The 16,037-nt window shown below is 72.4% G+C and carries 9 protein-coding genes; 7 read left to right on the forward strand and 2 right to left on the reverse strand.

Features of this window, described 5'->3' with window-relative positions; all coding sequences use genetic code 11:
* Positions 1–902: 902 nt before the first annotated feature.
* The 7 genes from ACIGXM_RS06490 (at position 903) to pyk (ending at position 13,889) form a co-directional block, all read left to right on the forward strand.
* On the forward strand, positions 903–2,828 hold the full coding sequence (locus ACIGXM_RS06490) for an alpha-1,4-glucan--maltose-1-phosphate maltosyltransferase (RefSeq protein ID WP_396557507.1): 1,926 nt from the start codon (positions 903–905) through the stop codon (positions 2,826–2,828).
* Complete coding sequence (gene treS, locus ACIGXM_RS06495; protein ID WP_396557509.1) at positions 2,825–4,528, forward strand: maltose alpha-D-glucosyltransferase; 1,704 nt, start codon at positions 2,825–2,827, stop codon at positions 4,526–4,528. The genes ACIGXM_RS06490 and treS overlap by 4 nt, the downstream gene beginning before the upstream one ends.
* Before the next feature lie 227 nt (positions 4,529–4,755).
* A complete protein-coding gene (locus ACIGXM_RS06500) occupies positions 4,756–6,279 on the forward strand; it encodes a maltokinase (protein ID WP_396557511.1) in 1,524 nt (507 codons plus the stop codon).
* Between the two features lie 70 nt (positions 6,280–6,349).
* Positions 6,350–8,815, forward strand: coding sequence for a 1,4-alpha-glucan branching enzyme (gene glgB, locus ACIGXM_RS06505; RefSeq protein ID WP_396557512.1), 2,466 nt, complete (start codon positions 6,350–6,352; stop codon positions 8,813–8,815).
* Between the two features lie 201 nt (positions 8,816–9,016).
* Entirely contained in the window at positions 9,017–11,191 is a 2,175-nt protein-coding gene (gene pta / locus ACIGXM_RS06510; protein ID WP_396557514.1) for a phosphate acetyltransferase, read from the forward strand.
* A complete protein-coding gene (locus tag ACIGXM_RS06515) occupies positions 11,188–12,393 on the forward strand; it encodes an acetate kinase (protein ID WP_396557516.1) in 1,206 nt (401 codons plus the stop codon). Before pta ends, ACIGXM_RS06515 begins: the two co-directional genes overlap by 4 nt.
* Before the next feature lie 65 nt (positions 12,394–12,458).
* Positions 12,459–13,889 carry a pyruvate kinase gene (gene pyk / locus ACIGXM_RS06520; protein ID WP_396557518.1) on the forward strand — a complete coding sequence of 477 codons (1,431 nt, stop codon included), beginning with the start codon at positions 12,459–12,461 and terminating at the stop codon, positions 13,887–13,889.
* Positions 13,890–13,960: 71 nt separating this feature from the next.
* On the opposite strand, the gene ACIGXM_RS06525 is transcribed toward pyk, so the two are convergent.
* On the reverse strand, positions 13,961–15,400 hold the full coding sequence (locus tag ACIGXM_RS06525) for a hypothetical protein (protein WP_396557520.1): 1,440 nt from the start codon (positions 15,398–15,400) through the stop codon (positions 13,961–13,963).
* On the reverse strand, positions 15,397–15,945 hold the full coding sequence (locus ACIGXM_RS06530) for a DUF6114 domain-containing protein (protein ID WP_396557522.1): 549 nt from the start codon (positions 15,943–15,945) through the stop codon (positions 15,397–15,399). Before ACIGXM_RS06530 ends, ACIGXM_RS06525 begins: the two co-directional genes overlap by 4 nt.
* Positions 15,946–16,037 lie beyond the last annotated feature (92 nt).

A 16,037-nucleotide genomic window follows, 5' to 3' on the forward strand; every position in this document is an offset into this window, starting at 1 on the left:
GGCGGCTCCATTCGGGGGATGGATGAGATCGCGTCCAGCGCATCCAGTTGCACAGGGGGCGCACAGGGCGCGAATAGCGCCTGGAGCGCACAACCCCTCCCCCTCACATCCGCCGTTTCACATTCTCTGATGGCCGATCTGCTCCCCCGCTCCGGTCGGAACTGGCTGCGAACCGAGTGGTAAGACCTGTGATCAATGCGAGGATGGGATCAGGCCGCAATCGCAGCGGGTGAAGCGTGGGTGGCGAACCCCGCGCGGCGCGGCCGGTCCTCCGCGCCCAACAGCTTTCTCCCTGAATCTCCGTTAGCCCACTCGGCCGACGCGTCGACCTTTCGCGTGGGCCGCCGCGTGTCCTCAAACCTGCCCCGGTCGTTTCCGGGGTGGGTCGGAATCGCCCACAAGGCGTGCCGCGAGGCCGCGCGCCGGGACGCGCGCCCCTCGCACGCTCCGGACCGCCGTGGGCACCGGAGGGCGGCCAGGTTCCCGGGCCCGGCGGTCCGGGCAGGCTTCCGGTCGCTCGTCAGTCCCCCCACCCAGCAGTCCTCGCGGCACTCCCGGCCCATGAATTCCCCGCGGGAGGTGCCGCCGATCTCGGGCAGGAGTTTGGCATGCACGGCGACACACGGGATCAGTCCGCACTGGTGACCGAGGGATTGGAAGATCCCGCCGGGTCGGCGCCGTTCTCGGCCATAGAGGGGGCGTCCGCGGTGCGCGCCCCCCGAACGGCCGAATCACCGTCAGAGAAATCACAGCCCGCGAAATCGCGGCCCGCCCCGGCCGCCCGGAGCCGCGCCCCGCGCAAGACCGCGGCCGCCCCCCGTCGGAGCACCACCACCCCCGCGACCGGCGCCACCGCACCCCGGCGGGCCGCCGCCCCGCGCCGGACGAAAGAGAGCGACCCGATGATCGGCCGGATCCCCGTCCTGGACGTCGCCCCGGCGGTGGACGCCGGCCGCCGGCCGGCCCGTGCGGTGGTCGGCGAGACCTTCCAGGTCAGCGCGACGGTCTTCCGCGAGGGTCATGACGCGGTGAACGCCAACGTGGTGCTGCGCGACCCGCGTGGCCGCAGCGGCCCGTGGACCCCGATGCGGGAGCTGGCGCCGGGTACCGACCGGTGGGGGGCCGACGTCACCCCGACCGCGCCGGGCCGCTGGACCTACACCGTGGAGGCCTGGAGCGATCCGGTCACCACCTGGCGGCACACCGCCTCGATCAAGCTGCCGGCCGGCCAGGACGTCGAGCTGACCCTCGAGGAGGGCGCGCAGCTGCTGGAGCGGGCGGCCACCGGGGTGCCGAAGCGGGACGGCCGGGCGCACGTGCTGGCGGCGGTGGACGCGCTGCGCGACGCGGCACTGCCGCCGCTGTCCCGGCTGGCCGCCGCGCTCGCCCCGAAGGTGACCGCGCTGCTGGCCAGGCACCCGCTGCGCGAACTGGTGACCGCGTCCCAGCCGATGGTGCTCCAGGTCGAGCGCCAGCGCGCGCTGTTCGGGTCCTGGTACGAGTTCTTCCCGCGCTCGGAGGGGGCGACGCTGGACCCTCCCCGCTCCGGCACCCTCCGGACGGCGGCCGAGCGGCTGCCGGCGATCGCCGCGATGGGCTTCGACGTGGTGTACCTGCCGCCGATCCACCCGATCGGGTCAGCCTGGCGCAAGGGCCCCAACAACACCCTGACCGCCGGGCCGGACGACGTCGGCTCGCCGTGGGCGATCGGCTCCCCGGAGGGCGGTCACGACGCCGTCCACCCGGAGCTGGGCACCCTGGAGGACTTCGACGCCTTCGTCACCCGGGCGGGTGAGCTGCGACTGGAGGTGGCGCTCGACTTCGCCCTGCAGTGCTCTCCCGATCACCCGTGGGTGAACAAGCATCCGGAGTGGTTCAGGCGGCGGACCGACGGCACCATCGCGTACGCGGAGAACCCGCCGAAGAAGTACCAGGACATCTATCCGGTCGACTTCGACCAGGACTTCGACGGCATCGTCAAGGAGACGCTGCGGTTGCTGCGGTTCTGGATGGACCACGGGGTGCGGATCTTCCGGGTCGACAACCCGCACACCAAGCCGGTGCGCTTCTGGGAGAAGGTGATCGCGGACATCAACCGGACCGACCCCGACGTGATCTTCCTCGCCGAGGCGTTCACCCGCCCCGCGATGATGCACACCCTCGCCAAGGTCGGCTTCCAGCAGTCCTACACGTACTTCACCTGGCGCACCAGCAAGCACGAACTCACCGAGTACCTCACCGAGTTGAGCGGTGACGCGGCCGCCTACATGCGTCCCAACCTGTTCGCCAACACCCCCGACATCCTGCCGCACCACCTCCAGCACGCCGGCCTGCCCGCCTTCGCGCTGCGCGCGGTGCTGGCCGCGACCCTCTCCCCGAGCTACGGGATCTACGCCGGCTACGAGTTGGGCGAGAACACCCCGACCGGCACCGGCGCCGAGGAGTACCTGAACAGCGAGAAGTACCAGCTGCGCCCGCGCGACTGGACCCGCGCCGACACCCTCGCCCCCCTGCTGACCACCCTCAACCGGCTGCGCCGGCGCCACCCGGCCCTTCAGGAACTGCGCAACCTGCGCTTCCTGCACACCGACAACGACCAGGTGATCGCCTACGTCAAGCGCACCGGCGAGGACCACGTGATCACCGTGGTGAACCTGGACCCGCACCACCCGCAGGAGGCCACCGTCAGCCTGGACACCGACGGCCCGCTCAGCGTCCGCGACGAGCTGACCGGCGCCACCTACGGCTGGCAGCGCCACAACTACGTCCGGCTCGACCCCGCGGTCGCCCCGGCCCACCTCCTCACGGTTCGGAGGAACCCTCAGTGATTGTGAACGAGCCCGTCCACGACACCTTCGCGGACACCGAGAAGAAGGACCTGGACCCGGAGTGGTTCAAGCGGGCCGTCTTCTACGAGGTCCTGGTGCGGTCCTTCCAGGACAGCAACGGCGACGGGGTGGGCGACCTCAAGGGGCTCACCTCGAAGCTCGACTACCTCCAGTGGCTCGGCGTCGACTGCCTCTGGTTGCCGCCGTTCTTCGCCTCCCCGCTGCGCGACGGCGGGTACGACGTGGCCGACTACAAGTCGGTGCTGCCGGAGTTCGGCGACCTGGCGGACTTCGTGGAGTTCGTGGACGCGGCCCACAAGCGCGGCATGCGCGTGATCATCGACTTCGTGATGAACCACACCAGCGACCAGCACCCGTGGTTCCAGGCCTCCCGCAACGACCCGGACGGCCCGTACGGCGACTTCTACGTCTGGGCCGACGACGACAAGCAGTACCCGGACGCGCGGATCATCTTCGTCGACACCGAGACCTCCAACTGGACCTACGACCCGGTCCGCAAGCAGTACTTCTGGCACCGGTTCTTCTCCCACCAGCCTGACCTCAACTACGACAACCCGCGGGTCCAGGAGGAGATGATCGCCGGGCTGCGGTTCTGGCTGGACCTCGGGATCGACGGGTTCCGGCTGGACGCGGTGCCCTACCTGTTCGCCCGGGAGGGCACCAACTGCGAGAACCTGCCGGAGACCCACGAGTTCCTCAAGCGGGTCCGCAAGGAGATCGACGCCGACTACCCCGACACCGTCCTGCTGGCCGAGGCCAACCAGTGGCCCGAGGACGTGGTCGACTACTTCGGCGACTTCACCTCCGGCGGCGACGAGTGCCACATGGCGTTCCACTTCCCGGTGATGCCACGGATCTTCATGGCGGTGCGCCGCGAGTCCCGCTACCCGGTCTCGGAGATCCTCGCCAAGACGCCGACCATCCCGTACGGCTGCCAGTGGGGCATCTTCCTGCGCAACCACGACGAGTTGACCCTGGAGATGGTCACCGACGAGGAGCGCGACTACATGTACGCGGAGTACGCCAAGGACCCGCGGATGCGGGCCAACGTGGGCATCCGCCGCCGGCTCGCGCCACTGCTGGAGAACGACCGCAACCAGATCGAGCTGTTCACCGCCCTGTTGCTCGCGCTGCCCGGCTCCCCGGTGCTCTACTACGGCGACGAGATCGGGATGGGCGACAACATCTGGCTGGGCGACCGGGACGGCGTGCGGACCCCGATGCAGTGGACCCCCGACCGCAACGCGGGTTTCTCCTCCGCCGACCCGGGCAGGCTCAGTCTGCCGCCCATCATGGACCCGGTGTACGGCTATCAGGTGACCAACGTCGAGGCGCAGCAGAGCAGTTCGTCCTCGCTGCTGCACTGGACGCGTCGCATGATCGAGATCCGCAAGCTCAACCCGGCCTTCGGCCTGGGTAGTTACCGCGAACTTCCCTCCAGCAACCCGGCCGTGCTGGCCTTCGTCCGGGAGTACGAGGGCGACCTGGTCATGTGCGTCAACAACTTCTCCCGCTTCCCCCAGCCCACCGAGCTGGACCTGCGGCAGTACGGCGGACGCTATCCGGTCGAGCTGATCGGCGGGGTCCGCTTCCCCTCGATCGGCGAGTGGCCGTACCTGCTCACCCTCGCCGGCCACGGCTTCTACTGGTTCCAGCTGCGCAGGCCCGGAGCGCAGTAACGATCCATCAGCTTCATCCGTACGCCGGGGCGCGCGGGCCGCGCCGCACGCCCCCTCGGGATCGCGCACTCCCACGTACGGAGAACAGCCCAACGAGCACCCACCCGCAGGCGTGACACCCGAGTGTCCCTCTCGCGTGCCGCCACAGCAGCGCCGCCGAAATCCGGAAGACTGGCGGGCCCGGCCAGACTGTCGGGCCGTCAGCCTGTCTCCGGGGAAAGGGAGTCATGTCGGAAATCTCCCGTTCTCAAGCCCACGCCCACCGGGACGCCGGCCCCGCGCCACGCGGCACGGGCGGGCCGCACGGTGCCGCGGCCCGTGGCGCCGGGGCGCACGCCCCCGGGGCCCTGGGCAGCAGACCGCGCAGCAGCGCCTCGCTGGCGGTCGGAGAACTGGTCCAGGCCGCCCTGCCGCTGATCGCCGACTGGCTGCCCGGCCAGCGCTGGTACGCCGGGAAGGGGCAGGCCATCACCGGCCTGCGCCCGCTCACCGCCACCCCCCTGCTCACCGGTGATCCGGCGATGCTGCACCTGCTGCTCCGGGTCGAGCACGGCGGCGGCACGGACATCTACCAACTGCTGCTCGGCCTGCGCACCGAGGCACCCGGCGGGATCGGCCCGGAGGCCCTGCTCGGCAGCCTCACCCACGGCCCCTACGACGGCGCCGCGCTGTACGACGCGGTGCACGACCCGGAGCTGACCGGCCGGCTGCTCGCCCACCTGGCCACCGCCGACCGCTTCGGCCCGCTCGCGTTCCGCCGCACCCCCGGCCCCGGCCTGCCCAGCGACCTGCCCGGCCGGGCCGGCACCGCCGAGCAGAGCAACACCTCGGTCATCTACGGCACCGCCTTCATCCTCAAGCTGTTCCGCCGGATCAGCCCCGGCACCAACCCGGACCTGGAACTGTCACTGGCGCTGTCGCGGGCCGGGAGCACCCGGATCCCCCGGGTCGCGGCCTGGTTCGAGAGCCGGATGGAGGGCACCGAGCCGGCCACCCTGGGTCTGCTGCAGCGCTTCCTGCCGGACGCCGAGGACGGCTGGGAGCTGGCCCTCGACCAGGTGGCCCGGCTCAAGGGCGACCCCAGCCCGGGCAACTTCGCGGTCGAGGCGCACCGGCTCGGCCGGGCCACCGCCGAGGTGCACCGGGTACTGGCCCGCGCGCTGCCGGTGGCCCGGCTGGACCGCGAGCAGACCGGCCGGCTGGCCACCGCGATGGCCGAGCGGCTGGACGTGGCGGCCACCGCCGTCCCCGCGCTGCGCCGCTACCGGCCGGCCCTGCACGCCGCCTTCCGACAGCTGACCGCCGACCACCTGACCGGGCTGCCGGTGCAACGGATCCACGGTGACCTACACCTGGGCCAGGCGATGCGCACCCCACACGGCTGGGTGCTACTCGATTTCGAGGGCGAGCCAGCCAAGACGGTGGCGGAGCGCCGGCTGCCGCAGCCGGCGCTCCGTGACGTCGCGGCCATGTTGCGCTCCTTCGACTACGCCGCCGCCCACCTGCTGGCCGGAGCCGACCCGGACCCGCAGCTGGCACACCTCGCGGCCAGCTGGGCGGCCCGCAACCGGACCGCCTACTGCGCGGGCTACACCGCGGCCGGCGGCATCGACCCGGGCGGCTGCCCGGAGCTGCTGCGGGCGCTGGAGATCGACAAGGCGGTGTACGAGGTGGTGTACGAGGCACGGCACCGGCCGGGCTGGCTACCGATCCCGCTCACCGCGATCCACCGGCTCGCCACCGCCCCCTGACCGTCCACACCCCACCCGCCGGACCACCCCACCCGCTCGCCGATCCGCCCCCTGCCAGGAGGACGCCGCCGTGGCCCCGCTCGACCGAACCAACCCGACCGTGCCCGCCACCTTCCTCCCGGCAGGCGGCCGGCGGCAGCGCACGGAGGCGCCCCGGCGACCCGCCGAACCGGACCCGGCCGCCCTGGCCGACCCCGCCGCCCCCGCCGACGTCCCGGCCACCGCCGCCCCCGCCGACGTCCTGCCCACCGCCGAACCGTCCACCGTCACCGAACCGGCTGCCACCGCCGAGCCACCCGCGGCTCAGCCGCCCGCGGCCGGGGCCGGGGCCGACGGCACCGGGCTGGCCCTGCGACTGGCCGAAGCCCCGCTGCCGCCCGCCGAGATCGAGCGCCTGGTCAGCGGCGCGCACCACGACCCGCACGCCCTGCTCGGCGCCCACCCCACCGCCGGCGGCACCGCGATCCGGGTGCTCCGCCCGCTGGCCGAACAGGTCACCGTGGAGACCCCGTACGGACCGGCCGAGCTGACCCACCAGCAGTCCGGTCTCTTCACCGGCCTGCTGCCCGGCCCGGCGATCCCGGCCTACCGGCTGCGGGTCGGCTACCCCGGCTGCGAGCCGCTGCTCCAGGACGACGGCTACCGCACCCCGCCCACCCTCGGCGAGCTGGACCTGCACCTGATCCAGGAGGGGCGGCACGAGCAGCTGTGGCGGGCACTGGGCTCGCACGTGCGGACGGTGGACGGGGTGACCGGCACCGCGTTCGCGGTCTGGGCGCCGAACGCGGTCGGGGTCCGCCTGGTGGGCGACTTCAACCACTGGGACGGCACCGGCCACCCGATGCGCTCGCTCGGTTCCTCCGGGGTCTGGGAGCTGTTCGTGCCCGGGCTCGGCGACGGAACGCTCTACAAGTACGAACTGCGCACCCGGGACGGCCGGTCGCAGCAGAAGGCGGACCCGCTGGCGCGCGCCGCGCAGTGCCCACCGGAGACCGCCTCGATGGTGCACACCTCCAACTACCGCTGGCAGGACGCCGACTGGCTGGCCAACCGGGGAAGGATGCCGCACCATCTGGGCCCGATGTCGATCTACGAGGTCCATCTCGCCTCCTGGCGGCCCGGGTTGAGCTACCGCCAGCTGGCCGAGGAGCTGCCCGCGTACCTGCGCCAACTGAGCTTCACGCACGTCGAGTTCATGCCGGTGATGGAGCACCCCTTCGGCGGATCCTGGGGCTACCAGGTCTCCGGCTTCTACGCGCCGACCGCGCGGCTCGGCTCCCCGGACGACTTCAGGTACCTGGTCGACTCGCTGCACCGGGCCGGGATCGGGGTGATCGTCGACTGGGTGCCGGCACACTTCCCCAAGGACGACTTCGCGCTCGCCCGGTTCGACGGCGACCCGCTGTACGAACCGGCCGACCCGCTGCGCGCGGAGCACCCGGACTGGGGGACGCTGGAGTTCGACTACGGACGGCGCGAGGTGCGCAACTTCCTTGTGGCGAACGCTGTTTACTGGTGCGAGGAGTTCCACATCGACGGGCTGCGGGTGGACGCGGTCGCCTCGATGCTCTACCTCGACTACTCCCGCGAGGGCGGCCAGTGGAGCCCCAACCAGTTCGGCGGCCGGGAGAACCTGGACGCCGCCTCGTTCCTCCAGGAGATGAACGCCACCGTCTACCGCCGCTGCCCCGGCGTGGTGACCATCGCCGAGGAGTCCACCGCCTGGAACGGGGTGACCCGGCCGACCGACAGCGGCGGGCTGGGCTTCGGCCTGAAGTGGAACATGGGCTGGATGCACGACTCGCTGGTCTACCTGTCCAAGGAGCCGGTGCACCGCAAGTACCACCACAACGAGATGACCTTCTCGATGGTGTACGCCTACTCCGAGAACTACGTGCTGCCCATCTCGCACGACGAGGTGGTGCACGGCAAGCAGGCGCTGGTCTCCAAGATGCCCGGCGACTGGTGGCAGCGACGCGCCAACCACCGCGCCTACCTGGGCTTCATGTGGGCCCATCCGGGCAAGCAACTGCTGTTCATGGGACAGGAGTTCGCGCAGGGCGCGGAGTTCCACCACGAATCCGGGCCGCAGTGGTGGGTGCTGGCGGACGACTGGCCGGCCGCCCCGGACCACCTCGGCGTGCGGCGGCTGGTCGGCGACCTCAACGGCACCTACCTGGCCACCCCCGCGCTCTGGGAGCGGGACACCGTCCCCGAGGGCTTCAGCTGGCTGGACGGCGGCGCCGCCGACGACAACCTGTTCAGCTTCGTCCGGTACGCCGCCGACGGCAGCCCGCTGGTGGCCGTCTGCAACTTCTCCCCGGTGGTCCGGCAGGGCTACCGGATCGGCCTGCCCACCCTCCCCGGCGACCGGCGGCTGTGGACCGAGGTGCTCAACACCGACGCCGAGCGGTACGGCGGCAGCGGGGTCGGCAACCCCCGGCTCACCGCGGAACCGGTGGAGTGGAACGGCCGCCCGTACAGTGCCGAGCTGACCCTGCCGCCGCTGGCCACCTGCTGGTTCCGGCCCGCCTGAGCCGCTGCCCGGACCCGGCCGCCGGAGGAGGGTGCCCTCGGCGGCCGGGCCGCTCCGCCGCGCTGACCGGGACCTTCGTCCCTTGCTTCGCGCAGCCTCATCCGCAATGCGAACGGGAAGGCGAAATGCGAAGGTAGGCTCGAACCGAGTTCCGGCCCGGATCGCGCCGGACGGCACCCAGCAGCGAACGGAGAGACTCGCGTGGCGCGCAGCGTGTACGTGGCCGGAATCGACCGGGGGGACGGCCGGCAGGCTGTCGAACTCGGGGTCATGGAAATGCTCACCCGCCAGGTGGACCGGGTCGGCGTCTTCCGTCCGCTGGTACACGCGCCCGGACCGGGCGAGCCCGGCAGCGACCACGTGGTCGAACTGCTGCGGGCCCGCTACCGGCTGGACCTGCCGGCCACCGACCTCTACGGGCTCGGCTACGAGGAGGCCGCCGCGCTGGAGGCCGCCCAGGGCCAGGACGAGCTGGTCAGCACCCTGGTCGACCGGTTCCGCGCGCTGGAGCGCAAGTGCCAGGCGGTGCTGGTGCTCGGCACCGACTTCGCGGACACCAACATCCCCGACGAGCTGGCCTTCAACGCCCGGCTCGCCAACGAGTTCGGCGCCGCGGTGCTCCCGGTGGTCGGCGGCCACGACGAGGACCCGGAGGCGGTGATCGCCGAGGTGCTGGGCGCCCACCGGGCCTACACCGACCTCGGCTGCGCGACCCTGGCGATGATCGCCAACCGGGTCGCGCCGGGCGCAAAGCAGCAGGTGCTGCGCGGGCTGAACGGCAAGCTGTCGGTGCCCGCCTACGTGATCCCCGAGGAGCCGGCGCTGGCCGCGCCGACCGTGGCGCAGCTGATCGAGGCGACCTCCGCCGAGGTGCTGCTCGGCGACGCGGCGGGGCTGGCCCGGGACGTCCGCGGCTTCGTCTTCGGCGGCGCGATGCTGCCCAGCTTCCTGCCCGCGCTGACCGAGGGCGCCCTGGTGGTCACCCCCGGGGACCGCGCCGACCTGCTGATCGGCTCGCTCGCCGCACACGCGGCCGGCGCGCCGCCGATCGCCGGTGTGCTGCTGACGCTCGGCGAGCACCCCGGCCCGGACGTGATGGCACTGGCCGCCCGACTCGCCCCGGGCACGCCGGTGGCCGTCGTCCCCGGGACCAGCTGGCCCACCGCGGCCACCCTCACCCACCTGGAGGGCAAGCTCGGCTCGGCCACCCCGCGGAAGGCCGAGATCGCCCTCGGCCTGTTCGAACTGCACGTGGACACCGTCGAGTTGACCAGCCGGATCGAGCTGAGCCGGTCCGAGCGGGTGACCCCGATGATGTTCGAGCACGCGCTGCTGGAGCGGGCCCGCGGCCGGCGCCGGCACGTGGTGCTGCCGGAGGGCACCGAGGAGCGGGTGCTGCGGGCCGCCGAGGTGCTGCTCCGCCGCAACATCTGCGACCTCACCCTGCTCGGCGAGGTGGAGGCGGTCCGCCGCAAGGCCGCGAGCCTGGGCATCGACCTGCCGCACGCCGATGACACGGCGGCGCCGGGCGACCGGGCCCGGGCCCGGATCGTCGACCCGGCCACCAGCCCGCTGCGCCAGCGGTTCGCCGAGCTCTACGCCAAGCTCCGGGCGCACAAGGGGATGACCGTCGAGCTGGCCCTCGACGTGGTCACCGACGTCAGCTACTTCGGCACCCTGATGGTCCAGGAGGGGATCGCCGACGGCATGGTCTCCGGCGCGGTGCACTCCACCGCCGCCACCATCCGGCCGGCCTTCGAGGTGATCAAGACCTCGCCGGGCTCGGCGATCGTCTCCTCGGTCTTCTTCATGTGCCTGGCCGACCGGGTGCTGGTCTACGGCGACTGCGCGGTCAACCCCGACCCGGACGCCCAGCAGCTGGCCGACATCGCCATCCGGTCCGCCGAGACCGCCGCCCGGTTCGGCGTGGAGCCGCGGGTCGCGATGCTCTCCTACTCCACCGGTACCTCCGGCTCCGGCGCGGACGTGGACAAGGTCCGCAAGGCCACCGAGCTGGTCCGCTCGCTGCGGCCGGACCTGCCGGTGGAGGGCCCGATCCAGTACGACGCCGCGGTCGACCCGCGGGTGGCCGCCACCAAGCTGCCGGGCTCGACGGTCGCCGGGCGGGCGACCGTGCTGATCTTCCCCGACCTGAACACCGGCAACAACACCTACAAGGCCGTGCAGCGCTCGGCCGGCGCGGTGGCGGTCGGCCCGGTGCTGCAGGGGCTCCGCAAGCCGGTGAACGACCTCTCCCGGGGCGCGCTGGTGCAGGACATCATCACCACGGTGGCCATCACCGCCATCCAGGCCCAGACCTCCGAGACCGACTCCCCGACCCCGCAGACCGACTCGCAGAAGGAGGCGACCTCGTGACCGAGGCGACCCGCGTCCTCGTCCTCAACGCCGGCTCCTCGTCGGTCAAGTACCAGCTGATCGACATGGTCGACGGCGAGCGGCTGGCCGCCGGGCTGGTGGAGAAGATCGGCGAGCGCACCGGCCGGCTGGTGCACACCCCGCACGGTGCCCCGAGCCGCGAGGCCGTGCAGACCTTCCCGGACCACTCCAGCGCGCTGAAGGCGGTGGCCGAGGAGCTGGCCGAGGACGGCCACGGCCTGGACTCCCCCGAACTGGCCGCGGTCGGCCACCGGGTGGTGCACGGCGGCAAGCGGTTCACCGCGCCGACCGTGATCACCGAGGAGGTGCTCACCGAGATCCGCCGGCTGGTCCCGGTGGCACCGCTGCACAACCCGGCGAACATCACCGGCATCGAGGTGGCCCGCTCGCTGCGGCCCGACCTGCCGCAGGTGGCGGTCTTCGACACCGCCTTCCACACCACCGTGCCGGAGCACGCGGCCCGCTACGCGATCGACCAGAAGACCGCCGACCAGCACCGGGTGCGCCGCTACGGCTTCCACGGCACCTCGCACCAGTACGTCTCCCGGGCCACCGCGCGGCTGCTCGGCAAGGACCCGGCCGAGGTCAACGTGATCGTGCTGCACCTGGGCAACGGCGCCTCCGCCTCGGCGGTGGCCGGCGGGGTCTGCGTGGACACCTCGATGGGCCTCACCCCGCTGGAGGGCCTGGTGATGGGCACCCGTTCCGGTGACCTCGACCCCGGGGTGATCTTCCACCTGCACCGGGTCGGCGGGCTCTCCATCGACGAGATCGACGATCTGCTCAACCGCCGCAGCGGCCTGCTGGGCCTGTGCGGCGACAACGACATGCGCGAGATCATCCGCCGCAAGGAGGCGGGCGACCAGGACGCCGCGCTGGCCTTCGACGCCTACGTCCACCGGCTGCGCAAGTACCTCGGCGGCTACTACGCGGTGCTCGGCCGGGTGGACGCGATCGCCTTCACGGCCGGCGTCGGCGAGAACGCGGCCCCCGTCCGGGCCGCCGCCACCGCCGGCCTGGAGGAGCTGGGGATCGTGGTGGACCCGGAGCTGAACTCGGTGCGCTCCTCCTCGGCCCGGTTCATCTCGCCGGAGCACGCCCGGGTGGCGGTCGCCGTGGTGCCCACCGACGAGGAGCTGGAGATCGCCCAGCAGGCCTTCGCCCTGGTTCGCGAGGGCTAGCCGACCAAGGCATCGGAGCTTCGTCCCAATCCCGGGGAATAACTCATACGGATAGGATCATCCATATGCGCCGAGCGAAAATTGTCTGCACCCTGGGTCCGGCGACGGACTCGTACGAACAGCTCAAGGCCATCGTCGAAGCGGGCATGAACGTCGCCCGCCTCAACATGAGCCACGGCTCCCACGCGGAGCACGAGGAGCGGTACCGCAAGGTCCGCCAGGTGTCCGAGGACACCCACCGCACGATCGGCGTGCTGGCCGACCTGCAGGGCCCCAAGATCCGTCTGGCGACCTTCGCCAACGGCCCGGTGACCGTTGACAACGGCGACACGTTCACCATCACCACCGAGGACGTCCCCGGTGACCAGCACATCTGCGGTACCACCTACAAGGGCCTGCCCGGCGACGTGAAGCCCGGCGACCCGATCCTGATCAACGACGGCGTCATCGCCCTGGAGGTCGTCAGCGTCGACGGCCCGCGGGTGAAGACCGTGGTGGTCGAGGGCGGGGTGCTCTCCAACAACAAGGGGATCAACCTGCCCGGCGCGGCGGTCAACGTGCCGGCGCTCTCCGAGAAGGACAAGGACGACCTGCGGTTCGCGCTGCGGCTCGGCGTCGACATGGTCGCGCTCTCCTTCGTCCGCAACGCCTCCGACATCCACGACGTGCACAAGGTGATGGACGAGGTCGGCATCCGCGTCCCGGTCATCGCCAAGATCGAGAAGCCGCAGGCCGTCGAGGCGATGGAGGAGATCGTCCTCGCCTTCGACGCGGTCATGGTGGCCCGCGGCGACCTCGCCGTGGAGTACCCGCTGGAGCGGGTGCCGCTGGTGCAGAAGCAGCTGATCACGCTCTGCCGGCGGAACGCCAAGCCGGTGATCGTCGCCACCCAGATGATGGAGTCGATGATCCACGCCTCCCGGCCGACCCGCGCCGAGGCCTCCGACGTCGCCAACGCGATCCTGGACGGCGCGGACGCGGTGATGCTCTCCGCCGAGTCCAGCGTCGGCAAGTTCCCGGTCGAGACGGTCCGCACCATGAGCCGGATCTGCGAGACCGCCGAGGAGGAGCTGGCCCGCCAGGGCCTGCAGCCGCTCAACCCGGGCCGCAAGCCGCGCACCCAGGGCGGCTCGGTCGCCCGCGCCGCGTGCGAGCTGGGCGACTTCCTGAACGCCAAGGCGCTGGTGGCCTTCACCAAGTCCGGTGACACCGCCCGCCGGCTCTCCCGGTACCGCTCGCCGATCCCGGTGATCGCCTTCACCCCGGACGCCGCCACCCGCAACCAGCTCGCGCTGAGCTGGGGCGTCGAGGCGTACGTGACCGAGCAGGTGGCCACCACCGACGAGATGGTGGTCCAGGTCGACCAGGAGCTGCTCTCGATGAAGCGCCTGGCCGGTGGCGACACCGTGATCGTCACGGCCGGCTCCCCGCCCGGCGTCCCGGGCAACACCAACATGGTCCAGGTCCACCACCTGGGCCAGCGCGCCGGCCTCTGAGGCCTGCCCGCCCCGAACGCGGCGAGGGCCCCCACCGCACGGTGGGGGCCCTCGCCGCGTTCGGTGTGTTCTCAACTCCCGTATGGGGTGCTGTCGTTGTAGAGGTGCATGCCCGGGATGGTCAGGGTGCCGCCGAACTGGCCGGCCTGGACGGCGGTGACCCCGGTCATCGTCATGTCGATCGGGATCGGGATCGCGCCGATCAGGTCGTAGAGCCAGGTCGGGAGGGTGTCGGGGGTCAGGGTGATCGGGCCGAGGTCGGGCAGCGGGATGCCGTAGAGCGCGGAGAGGGTGCCGGTCAGGCTCTCCACGTACATGGTGACCGGGCCCTGGCGCATCGTCGACGTACTGCCGGGCGCGCCCTTGACGTGGAAGGTCTGGCCCGGGACCTCGATTGTCGACATATCGAGATCGCCGATGTCGACCGAGCTGACGGTGAACTTGAGCACCCGCTTGGTCTGGCCGTCGGCCATCTGGACGTTGTAGACGCCGCCGAAGACCGCGCCGTAGAGCGCGAGCTTGCTGGAGCGCAGGGTCCAGTTCTGCTGCGGGACGATCTGGCCGGACGGGCTGTCGGCCGCGGCCACCTTGCTGGTGTCCACCGGGCAGAGCGGGGCCTTGTCGCCGGCCGCCAGCGCCTTCGCGGCGGCGGAGGGGGCCATCGAGCCGGTGGGGGTGGGGCTCGGGGTCGCCGGGGCCGTGGCGGAGGCGGAGGACGATGCGCCGGGCGTGGCGGCGGACTGGGCGGCGGCGGAGGACGACGGGCTCGCGGACGGCCCGGGGGCGGGGGCCGCTGCCGGGGCGTCGGCGGCGCGCTGCTGGGCGGGCGGCGTCTGGGCCGCGGGTGGCTGGGCCGGCGCCGGAGTGGTCGGCGCGGCGGCGGCCGGCGTGGTGGGAGTCGACGCGGTGGGAGTCGACGCGGTGGGAGTCGGCGTGGGGCCGGGGGCGCCGCCGGTCTGCTGGTTCTGGTGGGTCGGGTCGAAGATCCCGGCGATGCCGCTGATGATGCCGCCGATCAGGTCCTGCCCGTGGTTCGGCTGCGCGGCGGCGGCCTGGACGACCTGGGTGGCGGCCGTCCGGTCGGCGGGGGTGACGACCGCGGCATCGGTGGCGCTCTTGGCGGCGGGGCTCGGGGTCGTGCTGCCCCGGGCGGTGTCCGGCGCGGTGGCGGACGACCGGGACGGTGCCTGCGAGGGTGGGGACGAGGGGGACGGCGAGGCCGAGGTCGCGCTCGGCTTCGGGTCCGGGACCGGCGTCAGCTGGCTCTTCGGCACCGGCGTGATGGCGACCGGGGTGTCCGGCGCGGTGCAGGAGGTCCCGGCGTTCGGGGTGACCGCGGCGGCCAGGTCCGGGGCCATGCTGCTGCCCATCAGCAGGGCGGTCGGCACGGCGGCGAAGGCGAGCAGCCGGGCCCGGTTGCGTCCGCCGCCGCGCGGTGCCGCGTGGCGCGGACCGGCCGTCCGGTGCGGCACCGCCGGGGTCACCGCGTCGTCCTCCGGCCGCGCGCTCACCGCTCCTCCCCCGGCTGCTCGGCGATCTCGGCGATGACCGCGGTGTCCGCGATGTCACCGGTGCCCGCGGCGGCCGTGTTCACCGGCAGGACGGCGGCACCCGGGCCAGCCGGGAGCGGCTCGTCGGCGTCCGGCCTGAACGGCGCCCAGGCGCAGAGCATCCCACCGCCGATCAGCCCCGGGATCAGCCCCATCATGAAGCCGCCGAGGTTGGAGACCGGGATCGAGATCAGCGCCAGGATGGTGACCGCGACCCCGCAGAAGATCCGCACCAGCGGCTGGAACCAGACGGTCACCCCCAGCAGCATCATCAGCAGCCCGATGATCAGCGAGCCGGCTCCGGCGGTGGTCGCCATCGCCACGGTCAGCCCGCCGAGGGTCAGGTGGGCGTACGGGAAGTAGAGGATCGGTAGGCCGCCGATCATGGCCAGCAGGCCGCCCCAGAACGGGCGGCTCCGGCGCCAGGCGCGGAACCTCCGTTGCAGTCGGGTGAACCCGTCGACGTCGGCGTCCGCGGGCCACTCCTCGGCAGTTGCGCTGGTCACGATGGAACTCCTCGTTGATGGGTCCGAGGGAGGAACTGTGGGGGTGCGGCCCGGGGCGGCCGTACGTGCCGCCCCGGGCCGCCGGGACCGAC

It is taken from the genome of Kitasatospora sp. NPDC052896 (assembly GCF_044547075.1).
Lineage (GTDB): Bacteria > Actinomycetota > Actinomycetes > Streptomycetales > Streptomycetaceae > Kitasatospora.

Excerpts from the sequence above, each read along its gene's own strand:
- pyk (WP_396557518.1), top strand. The coding sequence starts at position 12,459 with ATGCGCCGAGCGAAAATTGTCTGCACCCTGGGTCCGGCGACGGACTCG.
- ACIGXM_RS06500 (WP_396557511.1), top strand. The coding sequence starts at position 4,756 with ATGTCGGAAATCTCCCGTTCTCAAGCCCACGCCCACCGGGACGCCGGC.
- ACIGXM_RS06490 (WP_396557507.1), top strand. The coding sequence starts at position 903 with ATGATCGGCCGGATCCCCGTCCTGGACGTCGCCCCGGCGGTGGACGCC.